This is a genomic window from Streptomyces sp. GDS52 (assembly GCF_052246875.1).
Lineage (GTDB): Bacteria > Actinomycetota > Actinomycetes > Streptomycetales > Streptomycetaceae > Streptomyces > Streptomyces cathayae.
In genome coordinates this window covers 3,776,646-3,789,765 of sequence record NZ_CM125966.1, presented here as the reverse complement: position 1 = coordinate 3,789,765, position 13,120 = coordinate 3,776,646, and the positions used below count along the sequence as shown (strand labels likewise).

General features: G+C 71.6%; 11 protein-coding genes and 3 tRNA genes. 8 read left to right on the top strand and 6 right to left on the bottom strand.

Annotated elements, in window-relative coordinates:
- Nucleotides 1–35 precede the first annotated feature (35 nt).
- The 3 genes from purL to purS are packed head-to-tail and all read right to left on the bottom strand — an operon-like array spanning nt 36 to nt 3,231.
- On the bottom strand, nt 36–2,294 hold the full coding sequence (purL, locus tag ACTWJ9_RS17235; RefSeq protein ID WP_443294391.1) for a phosphoribosylformylglycinamidine synthase subunit PurL: 2,259 nt from the start codon (nt 2,292–2,294) through the stop codon (nt 36–38).
- Nucleotides 2,291–2,971, bottom strand: a complete 681-nt coding sequence (gene purQ / locus ACTWJ9_RS17230; RefSeq protein WP_202275303.1) for a phosphoribosylformylglycinamidine synthase subunit PurQ — start codon at nt 2,969–2,971, stop codon at nt 2,291–2,293. The genes purL and purQ overlap by 4 nt, the downstream gene beginning before the upstream one ends.
- Entirely contained in the window at nt 2,968–3,231 is a 264-nt protein-coding gene (gene purS / locus ACTWJ9_RS17225) for a phosphoribosylformylglycinamidine synthase subunit PurS (RefSeq protein WP_202275301.1), read from the bottom strand. Before purS ends, purQ begins: the two co-directional genes overlap by 4 nt.
- A gap of 352 nt (nt 3,232–3,583) precedes the next feature.
- Here purS and ACTWJ9_RS17220 point away from each other — a divergent pair, with 352 nt between their 5' ends.
- The 8 genes from ACTWJ9_RS17220 (at nt 3,584) to ACTWJ9_RS17185 (ending at nt 8,420) form a co-directional block, all read left to right on the top strand.
- Nucleotides 3,584–3,901 carry a histone-like nucleoid-structuring protein Lsr2 gene (locus ACTWJ9_RS17220; protein WP_279335130.1) on the top strand — a complete coding sequence of 106 codons (318 nt, stop codon included), beginning with the start codon at nt 3,584–3,586 and terminating at the stop codon, nt 3,899–3,901.
- Nucleotides 3,902–4,121: 220 nt separating this feature from the next.
- Nucleotides 4,122–4,193, top strand: a tRNA-Gly gene (locus ACTWJ9_RS17215).
- An 80-nt stretch (nt 4,194–4,273) separates the two neighbouring features.
- Nucleotides 4,274–4,346, top strand: a tRNA-Gly gene (locus ACTWJ9_RS17210).
- A gap of 160 nt (nt 4,347–4,506) precedes the next feature.
- On the top strand, nt 4,507–5,493 hold the full coding sequence (locus tag ACTWJ9_RS17205; protein WP_279335129.1) for an ABC transporter ATP-binding protein: 987 nt from the start codon (nt 4,507–4,509) through the stop codon (nt 5,491–5,493).
- A gap of 104 nt (nt 5,494–5,597) precedes the next feature.
- Nucleotides 5,598–6,341 carry an ABC transporter permease gene (locus tag ACTWJ9_RS17200; RefSeq protein ID WP_443295894.1) on the top strand — a complete coding sequence of 248 codons (744 nt, stop codon included), beginning with the start codon at nt 5,598–5,600 and terminating at the stop codon, nt 6,339–6,341.
- A gap of 1 nt (nt 6,342) precedes the next feature.
- Nucleotides 6,343–7,695 (top strand): sensor histidine kinase, encoded by a 1,353-nt coding sequence (locus tag ACTWJ9_RS17195; RefSeq protein WP_443294390.1) that lies wholly within the window; start codon nt 6,343–6,345, stop codon nt 7,693–7,695.
- Nucleotides 7,692–8,321 (top strand): response regulator transcription factor, encoded by a 630-nt coding sequence (locus ACTWJ9_RS17190; RefSeq protein ID WP_279335127.1) that lies wholly within the window; start codon nt 7,692–7,694, stop codon nt 8,319–8,321. The genes ACTWJ9_RS17195 and ACTWJ9_RS17190 overlap by 4 nt, the downstream gene beginning before the upstream one ends.
- A 23-nt stretch (nt 8,322–8,344) precedes the next feature.
- Nucleotides 8,345–8,420: transfer RNA gene (locus ACTWJ9_RS17185), tRNA-Gly, on the top strand.
- A 41-nt stretch (nt 8,421–8,461) separates the two neighbouring features.
- Here ACTWJ9_RS17185 and ACTWJ9_RS17180 read toward each other — a convergent pair.
- The 3 genes from ACTWJ9_RS17180 to ACTWJ9_RS17170 all read right to left on the bottom strand — a co-directional run bounded on the left by ACTWJ9_RS17180 (nt 8,462) and on the right by ACTWJ9_RS17170 (nt 12,922).
- Nucleotides 8,462–9,361 carry a phosphoribosylaminoimidazolesuccinocarboxamide synthase gene (locus tag ACTWJ9_RS17180; RefSeq protein ID WP_279335126.1) on the bottom strand — a complete coding sequence of 300 codons (900 nt, stop codon included), beginning with the start codon at nt 9,359–9,361 and terminating at the stop codon, nt 8,462–8,464.
- A gap of 160 nt (nt 9,362–9,521) precedes the next feature.
- Entirely contained in the window at nt 9,522–10,787 is a 1,266-nt protein-coding gene (locus ACTWJ9_RS17175; RefSeq protein WP_387037307.1) for a N,N-dimethylformamidase beta subunit family domain-containing protein, read from the bottom strand.
- A 230-nt stretch (nt 10,788–11,017) separates the two neighbouring features.
- Nucleotides 11,018–12,922 (bottom strand): hypothetical protein, encoded by a 1,905-nt coding sequence (locus ACTWJ9_RS17170; protein ID WP_279335124.1) that lies wholly within the window; start codon nt 12,920–12,922, stop codon nt 11,018–11,020.
- Nucleotides 12,923–13,120: the final 198 nt, after the last annotated feature.

Genomic DNA, 13,120 nt, shown 5'->3' with positions numbered 1-13,120 from the left:
GGGGCTTCGTGCCGCGTACGGAAGCGGCGGGCGGATCAGGCCAGCAGGGCCGGGATCGTCTCCTCGTGGACCGTGCGCAGCTCCTCGAGGGTGAGCGCGAACTCGCCCTGGAGGTCCACCGTGTCCCCGTCGACGACTCCGATGCGGGTCGCCGGGAGGCCGCGCACGCCGCACATGTCGGTGAAGCGGACCTCCTCCGAACGCGGCACGGCGACGATCGCGCGGCCGGCCGACTCGGAGAACAGGAAGGTGAACGCGTCGAGCCCGTCCGGTACGACCAGACGCGCGCCCCTGCCGCCGAGCAGCGCCGACTCGACCACGGCCTGGATCAGACCGCCGTCGGACAGGTCGTGCGCGGAGTCGATCATGCCGTCGCGGGAGGCGGAGATCAGGATCTCGCCGAGCAGGCGCTCCCGGTCGAGGTCGACCTGCGGCGGCAGGCCGCCGAGGTGGTCGTGGACGACCTGGGACCAGGCCGAGCCGCCGAACTCCTCACGGGTGTCGCCCAAGAGGTAGATCAGCTGGCCCTCCTCCCGGAAGGCGACCGGAGTGCGCCGCGCCACGTCGTCGATGACACCGAGGACCGCGACCACCGGGGTCGGGTGGATGGCGACCTCGCCGGTCTGGTTGTAGAGCGAGACGTTACCGCCGGTGACCGGGGTGCCGAGCTGCAGACAGCCGTCGGCCAGACCGCGCACGGCCTCCGCGAACTGCCACATGACCGCGGGGTCCTCCGGCGAGCCGAAGTTCAGGCAGTCGGAGACGGCGAGCGGCGTGGCACCGGTCGTCGCCACGTTGCGGTAGGCCTCCGCCAGGGCCAGCTGCGCTCCCGTGTACGGGTCGAGCTTGGCGTACCGGCCGTTGCCGTCGGTGGCGATGGCGACACCGAGGCCGGTCTTCTCGTCGACGCGGATCATGCCGGAGTCCTCGGGCTGGGCGAGGACCGTGTTGCCCTGCACGAAGTGGTCGTACTGCCGGGTGAGCCACTCCTTGGAGGCCTGGTTGGGCGAGCCCACCAGCTTCAGGACCTGGTCCTTCAGCTCGTCGGAGGTCTGCGGCCGGGGCAGCTTGTTCGCGTCGTCGGCCTGGAGCGCGTCCTGCCAGTCGGGGCGGGCGTAGGGGCGCTCGTAGACCGGGCCGTCGTGGGCGACGGTGCGCGGGTCGACGTCGACGATCTTGCCGCCGTGCCAGAAGATCTCCAGGCGGTCGCCGTCGGTCACCTCACCGATGACGGTGGCGATGACGTCCCACTTCTCGCAGATCTCGAGGAAGCGGTCGACCTTCTCCGGCTCCACGACCGCGCACATGCGCTCCTGCGACTCGCTCATGAGGATCTCCTCGGGCGAGAGCGTGGAGTCGCGCAGCGGTACGTCGTCGAGGACGACGCGCATGCCGCCGGAACCGTTGGAGGCCAGCTCGGACGTGGCGCAGGACAGGCCGGCCGCGCCGAGGTCCTGGATGCCGACGACCAGCTTCTCCCGGAAGGCCTCCAGGGTGCACTCGATGAGGAGCTTCTCCTGGAAGGGGTCGCCGACCTGGACGGCGGGGCGCTTGGAGGGCTTCGCGTCGTCGAAGGTCTCGGAGGCCAGGATCGAGGCGCCGCCGATGCCGTCGCCGCCGGTCCTGGCGCCGTACAGGATGACCTTGTTGCCGGGCCCGGACGCCTTGGCGAGGTGGATGTCCTCGTGCCGCATCACGCCGATGGCACCGGCGTTGACCAGCGGGTTGCCCTGGTAGCAGGCGTCGAAGACGACCTCGCCGCCGATGTTGGGCAGGCCGAGGCAGTTGCCGTAGCCGCCGATGCCGGCGACGACGCCGGGCAGGACGCGCTTGGTGTCGGGGTGGTCGGCGGCGCCGAAGCGCAGCGGGTCCACGACGGCGACCGGGCGGGCGCCCATCGCGATGATGTCGCGGACGATGCCGCCCACGCCGGTGGCCGCGCCCTGGTAGGGCTCGACGTACGACGGGTGGTTGTGCGACTCGACCTTGAAGGTGACCGCGTAGCCCTGGCCGACGTCGACGACCCCGGCGTTCTCGCCGATGCCGACGAGCATCGCGTCGGACTCGGGGGCCTTCTCGCCGAACTGGCGGAGGTGGACCTTGGAGGACTTGTACGAGCAGTGCTCGGACCACATCACCGAGTACATGGCGAGCTCGGCGCCGGTCGGGCGGCGGCCGAGGATCTCCACCACCCGCTCGTACTCGTCCTTCTTCAGGCCGAGCTCGGCCCAGGGCAGCTCGACGTCGGGGGTCTTCGCCGCGTGCTCGACCGTGTCCAGAGGCGTCCGGCTCATGCGTTGACCAGCTTCTTGAGGATCGAGGTGAAGAACGGGAGGCCGTCGGTGCGACCGGTGCCGATCAGTGACTCGACGGCGTGCTCGGGGTGCGGCATCAGACCGACGACGTTGCCCGCCGCGTTGGTGATGCCGGCGATGTCGTTGAGCGAGCCGTTGGGGTTGAAGTCGAGGTACCGGAAGGCGACGCGGCCCTCGGCCTCCAGCTCGTCCAGCGTGTACTGGTCGGCGACGTAGCGGCCGTCCATGTTCTTCAGCGGGATGTGGATCTCCTGGCCGGCCGTGTAGTCGGTGGTCCAGGAGGTCTCCGCGTTCTCCACCCGCAGCTTCTGGTCACGGCAGATGAAGTGCAGGTGGTCGTTGCCCAGCATGCCGCCGGGGAGCAGGTGCGCCTCGGTGAGGATCTGGAAGCCGTTGCAGATGCCGAGGACCGGCAGACCCGCCTTCGCCTGCTCGATGACGGTGTCCATCACCGGCGAGAAACGGGCGATGGCCCCGGCGCGCAGGTAGTCGCCGTAGGAGAATCCGCCGCACAGCACGACCGCGTCGACCTGCTTGAGGTCCTTGTCCTTGTGCCAGAGCGCCACGGGTTCGGCGCCCGCGAGCCGGATCGCGCGCTGCGAGTCCCGGTCGTCGAGGCTGCCGGGGAAAGTGACGACGCCGATACGAGCGGTCACTTCACGGCCTCCGAGACTTCCTCGACCCTGACGGTGAAGTCCTCGATCACGGTGTTGGCGAGGAAGGATTCCGCAAGATCATGAATGCGGGCGAGCGCGGCCTCGTCGACCGGCCCGTCAACTTCCAGTTCGAATCGCTTTCCCTGACGGACGTCCGAGATCCCCTCGAAACCCAGCCGCGGCAGTGCGCGCTGCACCGCCTGGCCCTGGGGGTCGAGGATCTCCGGCTTGAGCATGACGTCGACTACGACGCGTGCCACTGGCACTCCCGGTGTGTGGTGCTGAGCAGGTCCCTTCAGACTACCCGTACAAAATTTCTACGCGAGTAGAGTTGGAGGAATCTACGTGACCCCGATCACGATTCGACGCCGCGGGGGAGGCGCCCGGGAAAAGATCCGGGAAAGATCCGCGATCTGTCACGTATCGCTATTGCGCACCGGACACGCGGGCAGATTTAGTCGAACTTCACAATGCATTGCCGAGCACTGTACAAATGAATTGTCATTAGCAGATGGTTTGCCCGTTTACAGGCGGACGCCGACATCTTCGCGACACCCGGGGCGTCATCACCGACGTCAACACGGAAGCGTCGCACGAAGGGACCGATTATTCGTGGCGCAGAAGGTCGTGGTCACTCTCTTTGACGACATCGACGGCTCGGAAGCGGCGGAAACGATCGCCTTCGGACTCGACGGCAAGTCGTACGAGATCGATCTGAACGAAGCCAACGCCGACGACCTGCGGAAGGCGCTCGCGCCCTACGTGCAGGCCGGCCGCAAACGCTCCCGCTCGGGCCGGGCGTACCGGCAGACGGAGGTCGCCCCCGCCCCTGCGGCCGTGCGCGCCTGGGCGCTGTCGAACCAGATGGACGTCCCCGCGCGCGGACGGATCCCCAAGCGGATCTACGAGGCGTTCGCCGCGGCGCGGTGAGGCAGGCGCGGTGAGGCAGGCACGGTGAGGCGGGTGTGACGAGGCGGGCGTGAGGGGGCGCGCGGCGCGGCGGGGTGCGCCCGGCCGTCCGGGTCCCGGTCATCCGGGCTCCGGCCGCCCGGCGCCCGGGACAGCCGACTTGCACAACACCCCTATTGATCAGCTAGAGTCTGGAGCACGCCGCGAGGCCAGGCCGAAAAGCCCAGCTCACGGAGTACATGCGGGTGTAGTTCAGTAGTAGAACATCCCCCTTCCAGGGGGAAGGCGCAGTGTGCAATTCCTGTCACCCGCTCTGCGTAGTCGTACCGATCGGCGCATCCGATCAGGTAGGCTGGTGCTCGCACCGATCGGTGAAAGCCGGTCGGGAGCAGTGCGGACGTAGCTCAGCTGGTAGAGCGCAACCTTGCCAAGGTTGAGGTCGCGAGTTCGAACCTCGTCGTCCGCTCGGGAATCAGACCCCGGTCCATCGGACCGGGGTCTTTTCGTGCTGCCGTGCCCCTCTCGGTGCCCGTACGAGACGACTTGGGCGCCGTTCTGACATTTGTCACGCCCAGTGGTGACAGCCCGCACGGCCGTCCGGCCGGTCGATCCTGAATGATCGGGGCATGCGAGGAAACGAACATGAGCACGTGATCGAGGTCACCGACCTTCGCCGTGTGTACGGGGGCGGGTTCGAGGCCGTACGCGGGATCGACTTCTCCGTACGGCGCGGGGAGGTCTTCGCGCTGCTGGGCACCAACGGCGCGGGCAAGACCTCCACCGTCGAACTGCTGGAGGGCCTCGCGGTGCCGACCGGCGGGCAGGTCAGGATCTTCGGTCACGACCCGTACACCGACCGCGCCGTGGTGCGGCCTCGCACCGGCGTGATGCTCCAGGAGGGCGGTTTCCCCTCCGACCTGACCGTCATGGAGACCGCGCGGATGTGGGCCGGCACCGTCAGCGGGGCCCGTCCCCCGCAGGAGGTGCTGCCCCTGGTCGGACTGGCCGGGAAGGACGGCGTACGGGTCAAGCAGCTGTCCGGGGGTGAGCGGCGCCGCCTCGACCTGGCCCTCGCGCTGCTCGGCGACCCCGAGGTGCTGTTCCTCGACGAGCCGACGACCGGCCTGGACGCCGAAGGGCGCCGCGACACCTGGCGTCTGGTGCGGGCCCTGCGCGACAACGGCACGACCGTGCTGCTGACCACCCACTACCTCGAGGAGGCCGAGTCCCTGGCCGACCGCCTCGCGATCATGCACAAGGGACGCATCGCCATCACCGGCACCCCCGCCGAGGTGACCGCCGCACAGCCGTCGCGGATCACCTTCGAACTGCCCCACGGCTACTTCCCCGGTGACCTGCCGCCGCTCGACGACCTGGGCGTGACCGGGCACGAACTGGACGGACAGGTCGTCCGGCTGCACACCCGTGAGCTGCAACGGGCGGCCACGGGCCTGCTGGTGTGGGCGGAGCAGGCCGGTGTGGAACTGAAGGGGCTGGACGTGCGCTCGGCGTCGCTGGAGGAGGCGTTCCTGGGTATAGCCCGGGAAGCCTCCGCGCGCGAAACCCTCGAGCAGGGGGAGAGCACCACCATGGGAAAGGAGTACGCGGCATGAGCGGGACGGTCAGCACGACCAAGAATTCGGCCGAGGGGTCGACCGGGGGAACGGCGGAGGCCGTGAGCGGCGGGAACACCGCGGCAAGCACCCCCGTGGGACGCATGCGGGCCCTCGCCCGAGCCGAGTTGGCGCTGCTCGGACGCAGCAGGGGCACGCTCTTCGCCGCGCTCTTCGTGCCGCTGGTGCTTCCGCTCAGCCTGTACTCGGTGGCCGACGGGATGGACCTCGACGAGGTGGGTCTCGATCTCGGCGCGGTGGTCCTGCCCGGCGCGATCGGCTTCTCTCTGCTGTTCGCCGTCTACACGTCGCTCGTCAGCGTCTTCGTCACCCGGCGCGAGGAACTGGTGCTGAAGCGGCTGCGCACCGGGGAACTGCGGGACGCCGAGATCCTCTGCGGGGCCTCGCTCCCGTCCGTCGCCATCGGGCTGGTGCAGTCGCTGCTGCTGGCGGGGGGCTGCGCACTGCTCCTGGACATGGCCGCGCCGCAAGCCGTCCATCTGTCCGTGCTGGGGCTGCTGCTGGGCCTGGGGCTGTGCGCGGCGCTCGCCGCCGTCACCGCGGGCTTCACCCGGACCACCGAGAGCGCGCAGGTCACCGCGATGCCGGTGATCCTGGTGTCGATGGCCGGCTCCGGGGTGATGGTCCCGCTGGAGGTGCTGCCCGACCGGCTGGCCTCCTTCTGCGCACTGCTGCCCCTCGCCCCCGTGATGACCCTGCTGCGCGGCGGCTTCACCGGCAGCCTGTCCGGCTCCGAGACACTGTTCGCCCTGGCGACCGGCGCGGCCTGGGCGCTGCTGTCGGTGTTCGCCGTCCGCCGGTGGTTCCGCTGGGACCCGAGGCGCTGACGTGCCGACGGCGGGAGGCGGTGGCCCGGGCAGGCCGGGCGGCTGGTGGGGGAGCAAGAGCACCCCGGACAAGGTGGAGACGTACACCCGGTGGTCGTTCCACTCCTTCGCCCTGGTCGAGTTCATGGCGGCCGGCAGCCCGATGGTCGGGCGGTTCGGGCACCTCGGGCCGAGGCTCGCTGTTCCCCTGCTGCTCGTGATCGCCGTGCACTGCGTGCTGTGCGCCGTGACCGCCTCGCGGGCACTGGACTGGGTGCGCGGGCAGCGGAAGCAGCCGCTCCGGCTGCTGTGGGCGCTCGGGGCCGTCTCCGCGGCCGTCACGGTGGCGGCCATGGCGATCGTCGAGCACGGGCCGGCGAGCAGCGACGTCGCCGAAGCGGTCGCCGGGATCCTGTTGTTCCTCCCGTGCTTCGGCGTCGGGATCGTCGCGCTCGGGGTGCGCAGCCGACCGCGGGTGTTCGGCTGGGTGGTGGGCTTCGCGGTGGGCACGGGACTGGTGTCGCTGTCCTTCGGTGTGCCCGCCCCGGACGCGCTGCTCTTCGCGGTGGTGATGCTGGTCGGCTGCGGGGTCATGGCCTTCACCTCGGTGATCTCGTCCTGGCTGCTCCACACCGTGTACGAACTCGACGAGGCCCGGGAGACCCGTACCCGGCTCGCCGTCGCGGAGGAGCGGCTGCGGTTCGGACGGGATCTGCACGACGTCATGGGCCGCAACCTCGCCGTGATCGCGCTGAAGAGCGAGCTGGCCGTCCAACTGGCCCAGCGGGAAAGGCCGGAGGCGGTGACGCAGATGGTCGAGGTGCAGCGGCTGGCGCACGAGGCGCAGCGGGAGGTGCGCGAGGTCGTCCGCGGCTACCGCGAGGCCGACCTGGGCAGCGAACTCGCGGGCGCCAAGGGCGTCCTGGAAGCGGCCGGCATCGACTGCGCGGTCACCGGTTCGGCGACCGGGCTCCCGGCGCAGGTGCAGTCCGCGCTGGGCTGGGTCGTACGGGAAGCGGTGACCAACGTGCTGCGGCACGGGGACGCACGGCGGTGTGCGGTGGGGATACGGGTGCTGAAGGGGCAGACGGTGCGGACGGTACTGACGGTGGAGAACGACGGTGTGCCGGAGAACGGCGGCTCGGGCCGGGGGGCCGGACTGGTCGGGCTGCGTGAGCGGCTGGCCGAGATCGGCGGCACCCTGCGGGCCGGCCCGACCGGGGACGGGCGGTTCCTGCTGACGGCCGAGGTCCCGTTGCCGTCGGCCGCCGGTTCCGGAACGTTCCCCTCGGGGGAACCCACCGCGTCCCCCGTGTCCGCCACGTCCACCGCGGCTCCCGCGTCCCGTACGAACGTGAGCGAGGTCACGCCGTGACGACACCCCGGCCCGCGCACCCCGTCCGGCTGCTGCTCGCCGACGACGAGCATCTGATCCGGGGTGCGCTCACCGCGCTGCTGTCCCTGGAGGACGACCTCCTGGTCGTCGCCGAGGCGGCCTCCGGTCCGGAGGCACTGGCGATGGCCCGGGCGCACGTCCCCGACGTCGCCGTACTGGATCTGCAGATGCCCGGCGCCGACGGCGTGAACGTCGCCACATCACTGCGGGCGGAACTCCCCGGCTGCCGGGTGCTGATCGTGACCAGCCACGGACGGCCCGGACACCTGAAGCGGGCGCTCGCGGCGGGGGTGCGCGGCTTCGTCCCCAAGACCGTCAGCGCACAGCGCCTCGCAGAGATCATCCGCGCGGTGCACGCGGGAAACCGTTACGTGGATCCCGAGTTGGCCGCCGACGCGATCGCCGCGGGCGACTCGCCGCTGACCGTGCGCGAGGCCGAGGTGCTGGAACTCGCGGCCGACGGGGCGCCCGTGGCGGAGATCGCGGAGCGGGCCGCGCTGTCCCAGGGGACCGTGCGCAACTACCTGTCGTCGGCCGCTTCGAAACTCGGTGCGGAGAACCGTCATGCCGCGGTACGCCTCGCCCGCGAGCGGGGTTGGGTATAGTTGGCCTCGCGCCACGGCGCAATGCGGACGTAGCTCAGCTGGTAGAGCGCAACCTTGCCAAGGTTGAGGTCGCGAGTTCGAACCTCGTCGTCCGCTCCACACCGAGGCCCCGGTCATCGACCGGGGCCTTCGCCGTTCCCTCAGCTCCAGCTCATGCCCGTCAAACGCTCGTACGCCTCCACGTACTTCGCCCGGGTCGCGTCGACGACGGGCTGCGGCAGCGCCGGCGGGGGCTGCTCGCTCGCACGGTCCCAGCCCGACTCGGCGGAGGTCAGCCAGTCCCGCACGTACTGCTTGTCGTACGACGGCTGTGCGCGGCCCGGCTCCCACTGATCGGCCGGCCAGAAGCGGGAGGAGTCCGGGGTGAGCACCTCGTCCGCGACGACCAGGGTGTCGCCGTCGAAGCCGAACTCGAACTTGGTGTCCGCGAGGATGATCCCCCGGTCGCGGGCGATGTCCCGGGCACGGGTGTACGCGGCGAGGGTGGTCTGCCGCAGCTGCGCCGCGACGTCGGCGCCGACCTGGCGGGCGACCTCCTCGTAGGAGACGTTCTCGTCGTGCTCGCCGACGGCGGCCTTGGTGGCCGGGGTGAAGATCGGGCCGGGCAGTTCCGATCCGTCCACCAGCCCCTCGGGGAGGGCCAGGCCGCAGACCGTACGGGACTCCCGGTACTCGGCGAGGCCCGAACCGGTGAGGTAGCCGCGGGCCACGCACTCCACGGGGACCATCCGCAGGGACGTGCAGACGAGTGTGCGGCCCGCCCAGTCGGCGGGGGCGCCCGCGGGGAGTTCGGTGCTCAGGACGTGGTGCGGGACCAGGTCGGCGAGCTGGTCGAACCACCAGAGGGAGAGCTGGGTGAGGACCCTGCCCTTGTCCGGGATCTCGGTCGGCAGCACCCAGTCGTAGGCGGAGATGCGGTCACTGGCGACCATGACGAGGTCGCCGGCCTCGTTCCGGTACAGCTCGCGCACCTTTCCGGTGTGCAGGTGCACCAGGCCCGGAACCTGGATCGGCTCGGGCTTCTCGACGAATCCGGACACGGTTCCTCCGCGTGGCTCGGAACAGCAGGACACCCCGCGGGGCTCGCTCCACTCGCGCAGGACGGCGGGGGAGACGGCGGGACAGTGACGCCAATTGTCCCGTACGGACGGCCGCCCCCGCCGCTCGGGGGCGGCCGCGGGGGCCACGGGCCGGAGCCGGTCAGACGTGTTTGCAGATGCGGTCGAGGAGATTGGCCGTGGCGCGCTGGATGCGGGGGTCGCTCCGGCCGGGGCCGTCCAGGGCCGGGGACCAGGCGAGCGTCCCCGACGCGAAGACCCACGCGCCGGAGGGCGCCCGGTGCAGGGAGGTCTCCTGGTGCCGTCTGCCGTCCGCCCGGTCGGTGTACGGGGAGTGCGCGAGCAGGATCCGCTCCTCGTGCTCGGGCAGCGGGGTGCGCGGGAAGTAACGGTCGGCCCCGACCGCGACCAGCCCCTCGATCCCGTCGCCCTCGGACGCCCCCGTCCCCTGCCACAGCCAGTGGTCGGCGTTGCGCACGATCAGCGGATGCGGTGCGGGGACCTGACCGGCGTACTGGATGCCGAGCAGCTGCTGCTCGGCGCGGTCCGTCTCCCGCCACAGCGACGGTCTGCCCGGAGTCCGGCGTTCCGGGGCCCGGCGTCTGCGGTGGGTCAGCAGACGGTCGGGGGCTCCGGACGGGGAGGGGGCGAGCTCCACCTGCCCGTACATGGTGCGGGCGGAGAGGAAGACGAGGGAGGTGCCGTGCTCGCGGGCGTGTTCCACGGTGCCGCGCATGGCCTGGGACCAGTACACGTCGGGTCCGGGGAAGACCATTCCCCGGTAGCGGGTGGGATCGACCCGGCCGGCGTGCAGGTCGCCGGCGTCGGCGTAGGCGAGGTCGTAGCCGTAGCGTTCGGCCCAGCGGATGACGTCGTAGGTGTGACCGGCGTACGGCGGCAGGCCGGTGTCCGCGTACGGGCGGTCGAAGGAGACGGTGGTCGCCGCCGCGTCGGCCTCGTCGAGCGGCTGCCCGTCCTCGTCCCACGGGTAGCGGTTGTGGGCCTGCCAGGTGATGTCGGGTAACACCAGGAGCAGGTCCGCCGGGCGGTCGTCGCGCACCGTGAAGGGGATGTGGGACCGGTGGCGGCCGTCGGCGGTGGTCAGGACGGCCACGTAGGCGCCGACGCTCCAGTCCGACGGGACCCGCAGTCGCCAGGACAGCCACCAGTGGTGGCAGGAGACCGTACGGTCGGCGGTGAGCGGCGGCGGCTGTGCGATGCCCGCCAGGCGGGGGCCGGACGCGATCCGGGCGGTGCGCCGCCCGTCGTAGTGGCCGACGCGGTGGACGTCGACGCCGAACTCCTGGGGCGGGTCGACGGAGACGTGGAAGTCGATCGTCCCTCCGGGTGCCACCCCGCCGGTGGAACTGAACCCCTCGATCCGGCGGCGGCCCTGCTCCGGCCCCATGGTCGCTCCCCTCCCCGGCCCCGTCGGCCCCCACTGGCCCCACTGGCCCTGCCGGCCCCGTTGCCGACGGGCGGCGATGCGCTTGTCGTACGGCGCAAGCCCTGGTCACGGAGCACGAACAGGCCAAGCACATCACATGGAGCACGCATTCCATCACCCTTCGTCGCGAACCGGTCAAAAGCGGAAGCCGGAACTCCGGGTGAGGGGGCAGGAGGTGGGGGAAGTCCGGCTCAGACGAGCCGTACGGGCTTCTCCGGGCGTATGCCCTGCCGGGTCAGCCACAGGCGCAGGGCCGCAGGGTCGCCGTCCTCGATCAGCGTCATGACCTGGGCGGGGAGGTCCGTGACACGGACGCCGCCGATGAGGAGGGCCGGGCCGTCGAGCCAGTCGAGCCCGGGGGCCGCGCCCGCGGTGTCCATGGCCGCGCAGCAGACCATCGCCATGATGTGGTCGGCGAGCAGTTCGCGGCCGGTGCGCGGGGGCTGGAGGGGAAGCAGGGGCAACGCCCTGTCGTCCCAGAGGGAGGCGAGGTCGGCCGGTGCGGGGGGAGCGCTCGGGGCGCTCTCGGCCGAGGCGGTTCCGCAAGCGGGTATGGATGAGGCAGGTATGGATATGGAGGCGGACGCGGCCCGCTCGGTGGCCGCGGCGCCCTCGCGGGCCACTTCGGCGCTGATCCGGGCGGCCAGGGCGGCACTGCGCGGGGTGGTTCCGGAGAGGTCCTCGTCGTCGGGTTCCTCGTCGTCGGAGTCCTCGTCATGGCCGACGGCGTCGGCACCGTTTCCCGGTCCCGTGTGCACGGGCGGTTCCGCGCGTGGGACCGGCACCGGGTCCGTCAGGTGGTCGAGGACGCGGGAGAGGGTCGGGCCGTCGGAGCCCAGGCCCTCCCCGCTGTCGGCGGGGCGTACGCCGAGGGCGTCCAGAACGCGGTGGAGCCGGGCCGCGTCCGTACGCCATTTGCGGTCGACGACCTCCTCCGGGTAGTCGCCCCAGTGGACCGGCGACCACTCGGGCCCGCTCCCGGCGGGGCCGCCGTGGAAGAGGCGGGCGGCGAGGAGGGAGGTGGCCTCATCCACCGCTCCGGGCTCTTCGAGCAGGTCGCAGGCGGGACGCTCACCGAGGCGGGAGGCGAACCCCTCGGCCAGCCGGTCCCGGCGGGACAGCTCGGTGAGCGCGGCCACCACCCCGGCGTTGAGCCGCGAGGGCCAGCGGCCCATCCGCCAGGCGGGCAGCGCCACCCGGGTGAGCAGCCGGTCCCAGCCCGCGTACGCCAGTCCCACCTGTTCCTGGGCGACGATCCTCAGCCCGTAGTCCACGGCCTGGGCGCGGTCGGCCGCCGCCGCGGCGACCCCGCGCTCCATCTCGGCGGTGTGCACCCGGCAGCCGCGCAGCAACGACCGCGCGACCCAGCCGACGCCGGCGAACACCGCCCGGAAGACCGGTCCGCGCCGAGGCTCCGAGGTCACGGCCACCGCGGCGTCGAGACCCCGGACGAAACGCCGGGCGGCGGCTATGTCCGGGTGTGCCGAGGGTCCCGTACCGGCCACGACCGGGGCGAGGACCGCGCGCAACTCGCCGACCCGCATCCACCACAGGAACGGGGAGCCGATCACCAGCACGGGCGCGGCGACGGTCGTCCGGCGGTGCGGAGGCCGGCCCGAGCCCGCTGTGTCCCCGTGCTCCTCGGCGGGCTCCTCGAGGGGCGGGGGGCCGTGCGCCGGGTGGGTGCGGTCCTCCAGCCAACTGTCGCAGTCCGGGGTGAGCGCTATCGCGGACGGAGCGGGGACGTCGAGCCGGTCGGCGAGGTCGCGCACCATCCGGTACAGGTCCGGGGCCGCCCGCTCGGCGATCGGGACCGTCGGGCTCATGGCGGGCCGGGCGCGGGCGACGACCAGGGCGACTCCGGCGGCGGCGAGCAGGGCCAGTACCGCCAGCGGCGTGAGCGTCCAGCGGACGACGTCCCAGCCGGTGCCGACGAAATGGCCGGTGGAGCCGCCGACGAGCAGGATCACCGCGACGGCCGCGGGCAGCAGGGCGACGGCCAGTGCCCTGCTGCGCAGGCGGAGCACCGCGAGTGCCCGTGAACGCGCCGACTGCGCACCCGCGTCCCTGCCCATGACACCTCCGCTCATGCTCATGTCCCTGCCTCACCCCCTCCCGACGGTCCGGACGCTCTCCTGGCGTTGCCCACTCCCCACTGTGACACCCGTCACTGACATCGCAATGCCGGTGAGCCAAGTGCCGGAGCATGCCGGAACGCTTGCGCGGCACCCTAGTTGGGGCCCCGGCCCTCGTCAGCCGGATGGCGTATCGGTCACTCGATGGAATGGCTCAGG